We start from the raw sequence: 14,858 nt of genomic DNA on the forward strand, positions 1-14,858 counted from the left end.
GTGTGTCGTCACAGCGACCGCTCCTCTAGCAGGCCGTGGGCGGTATAGAAATCCCGCAAGCTGGCCAGCCCGGGATGCGCCAGCGCTCGCCTGAGATAGTCGCGAATGCGCGGCAGGTGTTTTAGATAATAGGGCTTCCCGTCGCGCTTTTCGAGCCGAACGAAAATGCCGAGTATCTTCGAATTGCGCTGCGCGGCCATGATCGCATAGGTCTCGACGAATTCGTCTTCGTTAAAGGCGCCAGCCTTATGGCGCGCGGCGATATAGGCTTCGAGCGTCCGCTTCTCGATCTCAGGCGAAACCGTGACGCGCGCATCCATGGCAAGCGAAGCGAGGTCATAGGCGGACGGGCCGATCAGCGCGTCCTGGACATCGACGACCCCAAGGCGATCGTGACCGGTACGATTGCCGCGCCAGATGATATTGGGCGAATGAAAATCGCGCAGCATGAGCGTGTATTCGCGCCCTTCCAGCCGGTCGAGGACCGCATTCCATTCCCTGTCATAGCCGGCGCGCAAGGCATCGCTTGCCGGGCCATCCGATATCGCCGGCACATACCAGTCGAGCAGCAATTCGGCTTCGATCATCATGGCGTCGCGGTCGAAAGGCGGCACGTCGTGAAAGACGCCGGGCGCGGCCTCCATTCGATCGGGCCATGATTTGCCATGCATCATGGCAAGCAGTTTGGCCGCCGCTGCGTACCGCTCCGCCACCGGCTGACCATGCTGGCCGAGAAATCCCTCCGAGCCGAGATGCTCCAAGAGAAGAAAGCCTTGGTCCAGGTCCTGCGCATGGATCTCCGGGGCGCTGACGCCGCCGGCCCGCAACGCCCGGTCGATGGCGACGAAGGCCGAGACGGATTGCGCGGTGTGGGCGATCACCGCATAGGGCTTGCCGTCGCGGACCGGCGACCCGAGCACCAGCCTTGGTGAATTCATTAACACGCGCCGCGGCAGGCCGGCCAGCGAGACGATCTCATAGGAGCGGGCCGATGCGTCGCCAACAAAGTATCGTCGCTGCGCTTTGCCCCAGCCAGCTCTTTCCAGAAAATCGCGCATCGCCAGCGATCGCGCCGCGCGCTCGAAGGCAGCGCCTTGTCCCGACAGTCTCGCCAGGCGGCCGTCGCCCTGATGGAGCAGCTCGATCTGGACCGAAGTCTTTGGCAAATAGGACCCTGCCCGTTCCGGCCATTCGACCAGGGCAGCGCCTTGCGCCAGCGCCTCGTCGAAGCCCAGCTCGTCCAGCTCGGACGCCGAGGACAGGCGATAGAGGTCGAAATGATGGATGGGAACGCGCGCCTCATAGCTCTGGACGAGCGTGAAGGTCGGGCTCGGCACATCGAGACCGGAATCGTCGGTCATTGCCCTGATCAGCGCCCGCGCCAAACTCGACTTGCCGGCGCCAAGGTCGCCTTTGAGCGCCAGCACGTCGCCGGGGCGCAGCGACATGGCCAGATCCTCGCCCAGCCTTGCGGTCGCAGCCTCGTCGGCGAGAAAACGCTCCAGCACCACGCCTGCCATCGAGCGCGCTACTCGGCCGCCGCGCGGATGCCGGACGGCGTGTCGGGAAAGGCACAAATGACGGTGGTGCCCCTGTCCTTGCCGGTCTCGATGCGGACGCTGCCGCCATGCAGCTCGACAAAGCTCTTGACGATCGACAGGCCGAGGCCGGCGCCGCGCCGGCGGCCACCATTGGTGCGCGGCTCGAAACGACGGAACACCGAATCGAGCAGGTCCGGCGGCATCCCGGGACCGTCATCGTGGACGGAGAATTCCACGCCTTCGGCAAGCGAGCGGCAGGCGAGCGTGATGGTGCTCGCCTCCGGAGCGTAGTTCGCGGCGTTGCTCAGCAGATTGTAGAGGATCTGGCGGACGCGGGTTTCGTCGCCGTGGAACGTCTTTGGCGCGGTGGCCGCGTCAATCTTGAGCCTGATTGCATGCTCCTCCAGCCGGTCGGCAACAAGCTCGGCGGCGGCGGCGATGGTCCGGTCGACGTGAACTTCGGAGATGTCGAGCTCCATGATGCCGGCATCCACGGTCGCCAGGTCGAGGATGTCGTTGACGATGGTGAGCAGGACCGAGGAAGACGAGCCGACATGCTCGACATATTCGCGCTGCTTCTGGCTCAATGGCCCGGTCGACGGCAGCGAAAGAAGCTCGGTGAAGCCGATGATGTTGGTCAGCGGCGAGCGCAATTCGTAGGAGACGTGCTGCACGAACTCGTTCTTGAGCTGGTCGGATTTTTCCAGCGCCTCGTTCTTGTCCTTCAGGGCCCGCTCGACATTGACGCTGTCGGTGACGTCGACGAAGGTCATCATCACCTGCCCGTTGGGCAGCGGGATCATCGCGTAGCGCAGCACGTTGCCGTTGTTCAGCTCGGTCTGGCCGTGGCGGTCGCGGCGCTCATCGTCGAAACCGGTGATGGCGGCAACGAACCCGGCCCAGGGACTGTCGGCGGCGCGCCGGTCGCAAAGATCGCGGATCGTGGAGACGTGGACGTTGGGCTTGGCGGCGTCGGCGTCCAGTCCCCAAAGTGCTGCGAATGCCGGGTTCGACAATCTGAGCCTTCCGTCCGGGCCGAACACGGCCACGCCCTCGGCAAGATTGTCGAGCGTCTCGCCCTGGACCCGCACCGCGGTCTGGTAGCGGCTTTCGAGGTCCATCTTCTCGGTCAGGTTCTCGAACACCCAGGTCACGCCGCCCTTGGGCTGCGGATTGGCGACAACGCGGATGGTCTTGCCGTCCGGCAGATGCCACCAATGTTCCTGCGACTCGACCGCGCGATAGGCGCCTAGCAGGCTCTCCTTCCAGCGCCGCCATTCGGGCTGCTCGGCGATCTTGCCTTCGCTGCGCAGCCTGTCGAGCAACAAGGCGTTGTCCGGGGCGCTGTGCAGGAAGCCGCTGTCGAGGCCCCATAGTTTCTGGAACGCCTGGTTGAAAAACCGCAGCTTCTCGTCGGTATCGAAAATCGCCACGGCGGTGTTGAGTTGATCGAGCGTGTCGGCATGGCTCCGCACGGTCCGCTCGTATTCGTTACGGATGATCTCGATGCCGCTGGTGTCACAGGCAAGACCCGCCGAACCATCCGCGCCGGCGAAGTCGGTCACAGCGAACATGCGGCGGTCGCCTTCGATGACGGTGGAAAGCGCCTGCTCGAAGACGGGATGCGACTTGTGCTGCGCAGCGATCGCATCGCGCGCCTGGCCACCCAGGAATTCCTTCGCGTCGCGAACGGCCGCTTCGGCATTTTCCGCTTCGACTGCGTTGGCATAGGCGCGGTTGACCCATTTCAACCGCCCGTCCGCCGTGCGCAGCCATGACGGCATGCTGAGCGCGTCGAGAAGGCCGAGCATCGTGTCATAGTCGGTGGCGAGGCGCTGGTTCTCGATTTTCAGCCTGGCCTCGCTTCGCTGCGTTTCAGACAGCGAGACGAAGCGCACAAGCACGTGTGCTGCGCTCTTGCGACCGTGCACTTCGAGCGGCGCACCGACCTGCGATTCGATGACGAGATCGAACGGCCTCGCCTTTTCCCGCAGTCCCGCCACGGCATTCTCGAGCGCCGCCGCCGAGCGCGGCATCAGCCAACGGCCGAAGGCGAGGAAAGCGGCGCGGTCTTCCGGGGCGCCGCTCTCAACCGGCAATGTTCCGACGAGCTCGGGTTTCTTGTTTTCCGCGGCCCATACGATGACACGCTGGTCGCGCAGATTGAGCAGCGCCTCGGAGCGCCGCAGCGCAGCGTTGACGTCGGCCAGGCGGGCTCTGAGTTCGACATTCTGTGCCGAGGTGCGCGCTCTTTCGCGGATCAGGGCGATGGCCGAGACAAGTGCCGCGCCCATGACGCCGACAAACATGGCGAGCTGCATGACCTCGACCGTGGAGACCGACAGCCCGGCTTTTTGCGCAGCGACGGTTTCAGCATGCGCCGCAAAACCGAGCAGCGGACCGGCGAGCGCGGAAGAGGCAAGTAATTTTCCGACGCGAGCGCCAGCGCACCATAGGAGGCTTCCGCCTGTTGCAGCGGAATCCGTGGTCACCGAATCGGTGTGGCCGCCGGAAACGGCCTGTCCCGCGCGAGGCGGGTTATCCCCCGGCATGTCTTGGTCCTCTTCGCCGCCTGAATGCAAGACCGCCCTGATGCGTGCGTCGGCCCTCGTCCCCGGACCCGCGAATCAGCACCATAGCGCTTGCGCGAATCGGCGTGAAGAATCAATCAGCGCAAAAATAAAGCCGGGCGAAAAGTCAATCGCCCGGCATCAATATCTAGTGGTAATTTAAGCTTTGGTTAATAGCGGTAGTGTTCCGGCTTGAACGGCCCCTGCGGGGTCACGCCGATATAGGCGGCCTGTTCGCCGGACAGTTCGGTAAGCCGGGCGCCAAGCTTGTCGAGATGCAGGCGCGCGACCTTTTCATCGAGATGCTTCGGCAGGACATAGACCTGATTCTCGTACTGGCCGGGCTTGGTGTAGAGCTCGATCTGGGCCAACACCTGGTTGGTGAAGGACGCCGACATGACGAAGCTCGGATGGCCGGTGGCATTGCCGAGATTGAGCAGGCGGCCTTCCGACAAAAGGATCATCCGCTTGCCGTCCGGGAAGGTGATCATGTCGACCTGCGGCTTGATGTTGGTCCACTTCAGATTGCGCAGCGACGCCACCTGGATCTCGTTGTCGAAGTGACCGATATTGCCGACGATCACCATGTCCTTGAACGACCGCATGTGGTCGAGGGTGACGACGTCCTTGTTGCCGGTGGTGGTGATGATGATGTCGGCCGTCGGTGCGGCATCCTCGAGCGTGACGACTTCGAAGCCGTCCATCGCCGCCTGCAACGCGCAGATCGGATCGACCTCGGTGACCTTGACGCGGGCGCCGGCGCCCTTGAGCGACGCCGAAGAGCCCTTGCCGACGTCGCCATAGCCGCAGACGACCGCGACCTTGCCGGCCATCATCGTGTCGGTGCCGCGGCGAATGCCGTCGACCAGAGATTCCTTGCAGCCGTATTTGTTGTCGAATTTCGACTTGGTCACGCTATCGTTGACGTTGATGGCCGGGAACGGCAGCAGGCCCTTCTTCTGCAACTGATAGAGCCGGTTGACGCCGGTCGTCGTCTCTTCGGTGACGCCGCGGATCGCTTCCTTCTGCTTGGTGAAGAAGCCGGGCGAAGCCGCCATACGCTTCTTGATCTGCGCAAACAGGATCTCTTCCTCCTCGCTGCCCGGATTGGAGAGCACATCCTCGCCGGCTTCGGCGCGCGCGCCGATCAGGATGTACATGGTGGCGTCGCCGCCATCATCCAGGATCATGTTGGAGGTGCCGCCATCGGCCCACTGGAAAATCCTGTCGGTGTAGACCCAGTAGTCTTCGAGCGTCTCGCCCTTGATGGCGAAGACCGGAATGCCGGCCTCGGCGATGGCCGCGGCCGCATGGTCCTGGGTCGAGAAGATGTTGCAGGAGGCCCAGCGGATATCGGCGCCGAGCACCTTCAGCGTTTCGATCAGCACCGCCGTCTGAATGGTCATGTGCAGCGAACCGGTGATGCGCGCGCCCTTGAGCGGCTGCGCCTTGCCGAATTCCTCGCGGCAGGCCATCAGACCCGGCATTTCGGTTTCGGCGATCTCGATCTCCTTGCGGCCCCAGCCGGCAAGAGAGATGTCGGCGACCACATAGTCTTTGCTACCCGTCATGGCAGTGCTCCGATCAAGAATTGTCTTCGGGATGCGCCCGCGCCAAAGGCGTTTCGAAGGGCGCGAGTTGCCGGCCTGACTAGCAGATCGCCGGTCGGACGACAATGGGATATAAAGAAATCTTTATCCGTGCATGTCTTCGGAAGCGATTTTCGGAAAGCACGATGCGCAAATTCGAGTCCAAAGGACGCGCGGCGCTCCAGGCGTCAGGACTCTTCGCCGAAGCGGGAGGCGACCAGTTTCTCCAGTGCGTCGATGACCTGCTCGGCCTCCGGGCCGCTGGCGGTGACGCGAATCGAATAGCCGGGGCTCGCCGCCAGCATCATCAAACCCATGATCGAGGTGCCGCCGACCTTGACGCCGTCCTTCTCGACATGGACGGAGGCGTCGAAGCCGCTGGCAACCTGAACGAACTTCGCCGAGGCGCGGGCATGCAGGCCACGCTGGTTGACGATTGGAAACTCCCGGACGATGTCATCCTTCTTGGCCGACAGCGCGTTCATTTGCTGCTCAAAAGCTGGCTGGCGACATTGATGTATTTGCGGCCGGCTGCCTGCGCCTCGTCCAGCGCTGCGCTCATATTGTCGCCCTTGCGAATGCTGGACAGCTTGATCAGCATCGGCAGGTTCATGCCGGCAATGACCTCGGTACGACCGGATTCCATCACCGAAATGGCGAGATTGGAGGGCGTGCCGCCGAACATGTCTGTCAAAACGATGACGCCCGCCCCCGTGTCGACACGGGCAACGGCGTCGACGATGTCGCTGCGGCGCTGCTCCATATCGTCATCGGCGCCGATCGCCACGGTCTCGAAACTGTCTTGTGGCCCGACGACATGTTCCACGGCATGGCGGAATTCGGCGGCCAGTTGACCGTGCGTTACAAGCACGAGTCCGATCATTCTTTGGTGGCTCCCGTCATCGCCGCTTCATAAGGCGTTTCATACTCGCCGGCCATTTTAGGCGGCGGGAGCGCTATCTTGTCGACGCGAGACGCGTTGACAAGCCCAAAATTGCATAGGCCTAGGCCATTTTGACGCATTGCAGCAAAAAACCGGAACCGGATCATAGAAAAGGCGCGATGGAGAGCCGTGCCATCACCGCCGGCAAGGCCGTGGCGGCGTTGCGCTCGGCAAGGTCGATACGCGGCACCGGACAGCCTGCCACCGGTTCGCTGATTTCCTCCTGGAAACGGGCCATTTCTGCCTTCGGCACCAGCCGGACATGCAGGTCGATCACTCCACCCGGCTCGAAGGGCAGCGGGCGCGGCATGAACCCAGGCACTTCGGCGAGACCGGCGATGGTCGCCGGCACGCGACAGACCAGCCGCCCGGCGTGGGCCACGGCGAGCAGCCTGTCATCGCCGATAAGCCGCGAAAACAGCCCGCGCGCGCGGCAATGATCCAGGAGCGTCAGCGCCAGCGTCGTCTTGCCGGCGCCGGACGGTCCGGTGATGAGGACGCCGCGCTCGCCGATCAGCAGCGCCGTTCCATGAATGTTTTCAGCGCGCATAGATCAGCCTTCGGCCGGCAACGTCACGACGAAGCGCGCGCCCTTGATCTCGCCGGGTTTGGTGCCCGGGATGTTCTCGGCGGTCAGCGTGCCGCCATGGGCTTCGACGATCTGCCTGCTGATCGACAGGCCAAGCCCTGAATTCTGGCCGAACGCCTCGCCGGCCGGCCGGTCGGTGTAGAAGCGTTCGAAGATGCGGTCGATGTTGTCTGCTCTTATACCGGGACCATTGTCGTCGATGGTGATGATGTTGACCTTGCCGGCACGCGCCAGTGAGATAGTGATGTGGCCGCGCTCTTCAGGAACGAAGGAGCGGGCATTCTCGATCAGATTGGTGATGACCTGGCCGATCCTCAGATCGTGGCCGGCGACGAAGTAGCCCTTGACGCCCTGCGGCGGCTTGGCGACCTTGAACTCGATCTCGACCGTCTTTTTGTTGCGCGTGGCCGTGCGTGAAACGTCGACCAGATCCGTGATGAACTTCTTGAGATCCACGGTTCCTGCGTCTTCCCGCGCGAGCTCGGCGTCAAGACGGGAGGCATCGGAAATGTCGGTGATGAGACGGTCCAGCCGCCTGACGTCGTGCTGGATGATATCCATCAGCCGGCTGCGCGACGTGTCGTTCTTGGCCAGCGGCAGGGTCTCCACTGCGCTGCGCAGCGAGGTCAGCGGGTTCTTCAACTCATGCGAGACGTCAGCCGCGAAACTTTCGATCGCCTCAATGCGGGCATAGAGCGCATTGGTCATGTCGCGCACGGCGATCGACAGATTGCCGATCTCGTCCTGCCGGTCGGAGAAATCAGGAATTTCCTCGCGGTTCTTGACGCCGCGCCGCACCCTGACCGCCGCCGCCGACAGCCGGCGCAGCGGGTTGGCGATGGTCGAGGCGAGCAGCATCGACAGGATGGCGGTGACAAGGGCGGCAATGCCGAAGACGCGCAGGATCGCCTTGCGCTCGGCCGCGACGATCCTGTCGATGTCGCCGCCTTCCGTCGACAGCATCAATACGCCGAGAACGGCGCGGAAGCGCTGGATCGGCACGGCGACCGAAACAATCTGCTCGCCCTGTTCCGAGATCCGCACGATGGTCGACGGGCTGCCGGTAAGCGCCTTGACCACCTCCGGAAATGCAGCGCCATTGCCGCCCGGCTGCTCATGATAGACCGGCAGCGCGGTGTTGCGGAAGAAATCGAAGACGAATTTCTGGATACGCTCCAGAAGGTCGGGCTCTTCCGCGGAGACCGGCGGCAGGTCGTAGCGAAGGATCTGGCCGCGCGAATAGAGATGGCGGGAATCGAGCAGCAGGTTAGCGTCGCGGTCATAGATGCGGGCACGCGTCCGCGTCGGCGAAATCAACCGCCTGAGCACCGGCGCGACGCGCTCCGGATTGATCGGAAAGTCCAGATTGTCGAGCTGATCGGAGCCGGGACCCAGGCTTTCGCCGGCCTGCAGTTCCAGCAGTTTTTCCGGATCGATGCTGATCGAATCGGTCTCGACCGTCGCCGATGCCGCGATCGCGCCGGCGATGATCTCGCCCTGGGTCATCAGGCTCTCGACGCGGGCATCGATCAGCCCGTCGCGAAACGTGTTGAGGTAGAGAATGCCGGTGACCAGGACGGCCAGGCCGGCGAGGTTGAGGAAGAGAATGCGCCGCGTCAGGCTGGAAAAGATATGGTGGCCGAGGAAGCGGCGCATCGGCACCGTGATCCTCGACAGGAATGCGGGCAGAATCCGCGACGGGCGCCGGCCGCCCGTCCGTCTCACTCGCTCTACGTCCACTGCCATCGAATAGCAGCCCCCGCTCGGTCTTTAGTTTTGAGCATGTCGTTGTCCCAAAACCGGGACCACTTTTGGGCGACATGCAATAACGTTTTCGATGCATGTCGTTGTCCCCAAAACCGGGACCACTTTTGGGCGACATGCAATAACGTTTTCGATGCATGTCGTTGTCCCCAAAACCGGGACCACTTTTGGGCGACATGCATCAATTCATGCTTCGCGGAACCGGTATCCGACTCCGTAAAGGGTTTCGATCATCTCGAAGTCATCATCGACGGCCTTGAACTTCTTGCGAAGCCGCTTGATGTGACTGTCGATGGTGCGGTCATCGACATAGACCTGCTCATCATAGGCCGAATCCATAAGCGCATCACGGCTTTTTACCACACCGGGACGCTGGGCCAGAGAATGCAGGATCAGGAACTCGGTGACGGTAAGCGTCACCGGCTCGCCCTTCCAGGTGCAGGTGTGGCGCTCCTGGTCCATGACAAGCTGGCCGCGCTCGAGCGAACGTGCCTGCTGGTTGGGCGTCTTGGCCGACGCCTCGCGGGCGCTGGCGCGGCGCAGCACGGCCCGAACCCGCTCGACCAGAAGACGCTGCGAGAAGGGTTTGCGGATGAAGTCGTCGGCGCCCATCTTGAGGCCGAAAAGCTCGTCGATCTCGTCGTCCTTGGACGTCAGGAAGATCACCGGCAGGTCGGATTTCTGGCGCATCCGGCGCAGAAGCTCCATGCCGTCCATGCGCGGCATCTTGATGTCGAGGATGGCGAGATTCGGCGGACGCGCCGCCAGGCCTTCCAGCGCCGATGCCCCATCCGTGTAGGTTTCGACGCGATACCCCTCCGATTCGAGGGCGATCGACACCGAAGTCAGAATGTTGCGATCGTCGTCGACAAGCGCGATTGTTGCCATTTCAAGTGGCTCCCTCATGAGCTGTCCCTTCTTTGGTCGAGAAGGGGCTTTTGCAGGACAAATTAGGTACAAAATGTGGCACAGGCTCAGTCCGCAGTCACGAGCGGCATGCCGGCGGCCACAATCTCACCTCGATATGGATTGGACTGATAAAGACCGCCAATCCTTTGGGCAACCGCCTGATTTTTTGCATATATAAACGATTTAAACAACTTTCAAAATATTTAAATCGATTAATTATTTGATATCATTTGGCTTTTCTGGTTCTGACGCTTACAGTCTCCGTCGTGGGGGCTCCGGAAATTCGCCGGCCAGGATGCTCAAATCGAAGAAGGAACCCTCATGTCGGAAGCCGGCAAACGCAATCCCGCATGGGCGATCGATCGGATCGGCCTGAAAACCACGGGCGCGGTGCGCTATAATTTCGGCGTGGCGGCCCTTTACGAGGAAGCGATCCGCCGCGGCGAGGCCCGGACAACCGCGCATGGCGCGCTCGTCGCCGAAACCGGGCAGCACACCGGCCGCTCGCCCAAGGACAAATTCATCGTGCGCGACGAGACCACCGGGCCGCATGTGTGGTGGGACAACAACAAGGCGATTTCGCCGTCCCAGTTCGACGCGCTGCTCGCCGATTTTCGCGCCCATGCGGCGGACAAGGATCTTTATGTGCAGGATCTGGTCGGCGGCGCCGACGAGGACTTGAAGCTGACGACCAGGGTCGTCACGGAGCTTGCCTGGCACTCCTTGTTCATCCGCAATCTGCTCATTCGTCCGGAAGCCGCCGAGCTCGAGCATTTCGTGCCTGACATGACGATCATCGACCTGCCGTCATTCCGCGCCGATCCCGTCCGCCACGGCACCCGCACCGAAACGGTGATCGCCGTCGATCTCTCGCGCATGATCGTGCTGATCGGTGGCACCTCCTATGCCGGCGAAATGAAGAAATCGGTGTTCACCGTGCTCAACTATCTGTTGCCGGCGAAGGGCGTGATGCCGATGCATTGCTCGGCCAATGAAGGCGCTGGCGGAGACGCGGCCATTTTCTTCGGCCTTTCGGGAACCGGCAAGACGACGCTGTCGGCCGACCCGTCGCGCACGCTGGTCGGCGACGACGAGCACGGCTGGGGTCCGGATGGCATCTTCAATTTCGAAGGCGGCTGCTATGCCAAGACGATAAAGCTTTCGGCCGAAGCCGAGCCGGAGATCTTCGCCACCACGCAGCGCTTCGGCACGGTGCTGGAGAATGTGGTGCTCGACGCGGACCGTGTGCCGGATTTCGACGACGGCAGTCTCACCGAAAACACGCGCTGCGCCTATCCGCTCGACTTCATCCCCAACGCCAGCAAGACGGGCCGCGCCGGTCACCCGAAAAACATCATCATGCTGACCGCCGACGCATTCGGCGTGATGCCGCCGATCGCCCGGCTCACTCCGGCGCAGGCGATGTATCATTTCCTCTCCGGCTATACCGCCAAGGTGGCAGGGACCGAAAAGGGCGTCACTGAACCCGAAGCGACGTTTTCGACCTGTTTCGGCGCACCGTTCATGCCGCGCCATCCGTCGGAATACGGCAATCTGCTGCGCGAGCTGATCGCCCATCACGGTGTCGATTGCTGGCTGGTCAACACCGGCTGGACCGGCGGCGCCTATGGCACCGGCAAGCGGATGCCGATCAAGGCGACGCGGGCGCTGCTTGCCGCGGCACTCGACGGCTCGCTGAACGGGGCCGATTTCCGCACCGACGCCAATTTTGGTTTCGATGTGCCGGTGGCGGTCGCTGGCGTCGACCGCGCCATTCTCGATCCGAGATCGACCTGGGCCGACACATCAGCCTATGACCTGCAGGCGGCGAGGCTGGTCGGCATGTTCGCCATCAATTTCGAAAAATTCGAACCTCATGTCGACGCCATTGTGCTCGGCGCCGCCCCGCGCATGCGCGAAGCCGCGGAATAATCGCCGGGCGGATATCCTGCACCTCAAGGCCCGGACCGGGATCGGGAAGGCCCGACCCGGGGAACGGGAACGCCCGACCCCGGGGATCGGGCCTTTTCTTTTTTCGCTTGCCGCGCCATGACTGCGGCATGAACGCCGACGACAAGATCATCATTGCCGACGATGCGGTGATCCATCCGGATGACCTGCATGAGGACTTCATCCGCTCGTCCGGCCCTGGCGGCCAGAACGTCAACAAGGTGGCGACGGCGGTGCAATTGCGCTTCGATGCGGCGAATGCGCCGGGCCTGTCGGAGCGCGTCCGCGAGCGAACCATAAAGCTGGCTGGCCAACGCGCCACCAAGGACGGCGTCATCGTCATCGAGGCCGGACGCTTCCGCACGCAAGAGCAGAACCGGGCTGACGCCCGGGCGCGGCTTGCGGAACTGGTCGCCAAGGCCGCCGAACCGCCGCCGCCGCCGCGCAAGAAGACGAGGCCGTCGAAAGGCGCGGTCGAAAGGCGGCTGAAGACTAAAGCTGGGCGCGGCACAATCAAGAAACTGCGCGGCCGGGTGGACGACGATTAGAGCGACGTGCGTCCACGATGTGGCAGGCGCGACATCGATCCCGCTGTCGAGACGGCTTCCAATTCAAGGTTGCAGATGGCAAGTTCTGTATTCGCCACAGCAAGGGAGACCACAGATGGGCATGTTTGATTTCGTCAAGGGCGTCGGCAAGAAGCTCGGCTTCGGCGACGATGAGCCGGAGCCGACCGCCGATACGCTCAAGAAGGAGCTCGATTCGCACGCGCTCGGCACCGACAATGTGGAAGTCGTCGTCAAAGGCGATACGGCCGTCCTGAAAGGCGTGGTCAAGGATCAATCGATCTTCGAAAAGGCTGTCATCGCCGTCGGCAACACGCTCGGCGTCTCCAAGGTGCAGGCAGACGAATTGCAGGTCGCCGCACCCGAGTCCGGCACGCCCGCTACCGCGGCCAAGGAACCGACCTTCTACACGGTCAAGAAAGGCGACAACCTCTGGAAGATCGCCGAAAAGAGCTACGGCAAGGGCAAGGGTGCGAAGAACCCGATCATTTTCGAGGCCAACAAGCCGATGCTGACCCACCCGGACAAGATCTATCCGGGGCAAGTCCTGCGCATACCGGACCTCGACTAAGAGACTGTTTGGAAACTCTACTCCGGCGGCTATCTGATAGCGTTTTCTGCGCTTCCGGTGCTCACGTGCTTAAGTACGCTCCGCTCCGGTTCTCGAAACCACCACCATATGACTCGCCAGAGCGAATTTCGAAACAGTCTCTAAGCCCGGTGCAATCGCGACAAGAGAAGAACGGCGGCTTTCGGGTCGCCGTTCTTGTTTGTTGGTGGCATTATCCGCCAGATGAACCTAATGGAGCGACCAAGCTGATGCTCGTTCTGCCCAAAGGTGTCCGCCACATGCCCGGCTACCTGTCCCGTGCGGTGCAGGAAGCGCTGGTCGAGGATGTGAGACGGGTCGTCCAGGAGGCTCCCCTGTTCGTGCCGGCCATGCCGCGCACCGGCAAGGAGATGAGCGTGCGCATGACCAATTGCGGCCCGCTCGGCTGGGTCACCGACAAGGAGCACGGCTATCGCTACCAGCCGACGCACCCGGTGACCGGAACGCCCTGGCCGCCAATCCCGGACGTGCTGCTCGAGTTGTGGCGGGACGTGTCTGCCTATCCGCATCCGCCGGAGGCTTGTTTGGTCAATTTCTATTGGCCGGACGCGAAGATGGGCCTTCACCAGGACCGCGACGAGGAGGATTTCGCCGCGCCGGTCGTGTCGGTCTCACTGGGCGACGATTGCCTGTTCAGGGTCGGCCAAAGCACGCGCGAAGGCGGCACAAAATCGTTCAGGCTGAAAAGCGGCGACGTCGTCGTGCTTGGCGGCGAAGGCCGCCTCTCTTTTCACGGCGTCGACCGCATCTATCCCTCGACCTCGGCGTTGCTCAGGAATGGCGGACGGATCAATCTGACGCTGAGGCGGGTGACGACGCCGACGTGAGGCGCCCGACCGTCAACGGGCCGGGGCGGACATAGTCATCGCGTAGATAGATGCGCAGGGCACCGTCTTCGGCGAGCACGTGGTAACGGGCCAGGATCGCGTCAAAGCCAAAACGCTCGGTCAGTTGGCTTGTCCAGTTGGTGTTGTTTTTCTTGAAGATGATGACATCCGCGCGCAGGCGCTCAAATTCTTCGCGCTTGCTTTCGGCGTAGCGCACCATGATGGCTTGGTAACGTGTCGCCTCGGCGGTGTCACCGGAGAGGACCGCCTGCTGGGACAGGCGGAGCGAGAACGCTCCAAGCCAATCGCTGACATGGGTCGAAACGAACTGCCCGTCGATCATGCGGTTCAGCGGATGTCCAGAGGAAATGTCCGGGCTGACCAACGCGACGGTCGGCCGATCGGTCGCGGCGCGAATGGCGGCAACCAGCGCGGGGTCTGGCTTCTGAGTGCTCCAGTACGGCAAGAAAGCGATCGCCACCCCCGCCAGCGCCCAAGCTCGCGAAGGTGCCGTCACAAATGACAACAGCCTTGGCTGCTGCTGCTCGATCCTGGGCAATGCCAGCAGGCAGAGAATGGCTGCCACGGCGCAAAAGATGGCGGGATAGGCATGATAGGCCCAGCCTTTCGCCTGGTAGAACAGCGGGAACATGCCGGCGACCGACGCGGTCAGCGCTACCGCCGCCAGCTCCGGAAATCGCCCGGCCGGCCACAGCCACCACGTCAGGAATACGAGAAAGCCCCACGTAAAACCGTAGACGATCACAATCGGCAGAAAGACGCTGACCTTTGCATAAACATCCGCCATCAGGGGATAAACGTCGCGCAGGAATTCCGGATGGATCAATGTGACCGCGCCGAAATAAGCGATGCAGACGCCGCCTATGACCCAGTGCTCCGGAGCGAAAACCGATTTCAGACTGCATTGGCGTGCTGCGACGAGCAGTGCCGGCGCCAACACCATGATCGCGTAGTAGGGCTTGATCAGCAACAGAACACT

Annotated in this window: 12 protein-coding genes; 4 read left to right on the top strand and 8 right to left on the bottom strand. The window is 62.5% G+C overall.

What is annotated here, in order from left to right; all coding sequences use genetic code 11:
- Positions 1-8: 8 nt before the first annotated feature.
- The 8 genes from tsaE to EOC94_RS13950 form a co-directional block, all read right to left on the bottom strand.
- Complete coding sequence (gene tsaE / locus EOC94_RS13910) at positions 9-1,520, bottom strand: tRNA (adenosine(37)-N6)-threonylcarbamoyltransferase complex ATPase subunit type 1 TsaE (protein WP_127291143.1); 1,512 nt, start codon at positions 1,518-1,520, stop codon at positions 9-11.
- Between the two features lie 8 nt (positions 1,521-1,528).
- Positions 1,529-4,093: a PAS domain-containing sensor histidine kinase gene (locus tag EOC94_RS13915; RefSeq protein WP_127291145.1), complete on the bottom strand. Its 2,565-nt coding sequence runs from the start codon at positions 4,091-4,093 to the stop codon at positions 1,529-1,531.
- Positions 4,094-4,281: 188 nt separating this feature from the next.
- Complete coding sequence (ahcY, locus tag EOC94_RS13920) at positions 4,282-5,682, bottom strand: adenosylhomocysteinase (protein ID WP_095484471.1); 1,401 nt, start codon at positions 5,680-5,682, stop codon at positions 4,282-4,284.
- A gap of 206 nt (positions 5,683-5,888) precedes the next feature.
- Complete coding sequence (locus EOC94_RS13925; protein ID WP_126103994.1) at positions 5,889-6,185, bottom strand: HPr family phosphocarrier protein; 297 nt, start codon at positions 6,183-6,185, stop codon at positions 5,889-5,891.
- Positions 6,182-6,583, bottom strand: coding sequence for a PTS sugar transporter subunit IIA (locus EOC94_RS13930; RefSeq protein WP_029347440.1), 402 nt, complete (start codon positions 6,581-6,583; stop codon positions 6,182-6,184). The genes EOC94_RS13925 and EOC94_RS13930 overlap by 4 nt, the downstream gene beginning before the upstream one ends.
- 163 nt (positions 6,584-6,746) lie before the next feature.
- The gene (locus tag EOC94_RS13935) at positions 6,747-7,193 is read right to left on the bottom strand and encodes a serine kinase (protein WP_095484473.1); all 447 of its coding nucleotides are present in this window, start codon (positions 7,191-7,193) and stop codon (positions 6,747-6,749) included.
- 3 nt (positions 7,194-7,196) lie between these two features.
- Positions 7,197-8,978 carry a sensor histidine kinase gene (locus EOC94_RS13940; protein WP_127206473.1) on the bottom strand — a complete coding sequence of 594 codons (1,782 nt, stop codon included), beginning with the start codon at positions 8,976-8,978 and terminating at the stop codon, positions 7,197-7,199.
- A 204-nt stretch (positions 8,979-9,182) separates the two neighbouring features.
- Positions 9,183-9,884 carry a response regulator transcription factor gene (locus tag EOC94_RS13950; protein ID WP_023796909.1) on the bottom strand — a complete coding sequence of 234 codons (702 nt, stop codon included), beginning with the start codon at positions 9,882-9,884 and terminating at the stop codon, positions 9,183-9,185.
- A gap of 342 nt (positions 9,885-10,226) precedes the next feature.
- On the opposite strand from EOC94_RS13950, the gene EOC94_RS13955 reads away from it, so the two are divergent.
- From EOC94_RS13955 to EOC94_RS13970, 4 genes are all read left to right on the top strand, one after another.
- Positions 10,227-11,837, top strand: coding sequence for a phosphoenolpyruvate carboxykinase (locus tag EOC94_RS13955; protein WP_127291149.1), 1,611 nt, complete (start codon positions 10,227-10,229; stop codon positions 11,835-11,837).
- A 128-nt stretch (positions 11,838-11,965) separates the two neighbouring features.
- The gene (gene arfB / locus EOC94_RS13960) at positions 11,966-12,403 is read left to right on the top strand and encodes an alternative ribosome rescue aminoacyl-tRNA hydrolase ArfB (RefSeq protein WP_077374749.1); all 438 of its coding nucleotides are present in this window, start codon (positions 11,966-11,968) and stop codon (positions 12,401-12,403) included.
- 115 nt (positions 12,404-12,518) lie between these two features.
- Positions 12,519-12,992 (top strand): peptidoglycan-binding protein LysM, encoded by a 474-nt coding sequence (gene lysM / locus EOC94_RS13965; RefSeq protein ID WP_095484476.1) that lies wholly within the window; start codon positions 12,519-12,521, stop codon positions 12,990-12,992.
- A 248-nt stretch (positions 12,993-13,240) separates the two neighbouring features.
- Positions 13,241-13,858 (top strand): alpha-ketoglutarate-dependent dioxygenase AlkB, encoded by a 618-nt coding sequence (locus EOC94_RS13970; RefSeq protein ID WP_127291151.1) that lies wholly within the window; start codon positions 13,241-13,243, stop codon positions 13,856-13,858.
- Positions 13,859-14,858 lie beyond the last annotated feature (1,000 nt).

Origin of the sequence: Mesorhizobium sp. M6A.T.Ce.TU.016.01.1.1 (assembly GCF_003997065.1) — a bacterium.
Classification (GTDB): domain Bacteria; phylum Pseudomonadota; class Alphaproteobacteria; order Rhizobiales; family Rhizobiaceae; genus Mesorhizobium; species Mesorhizobium mediterraneum.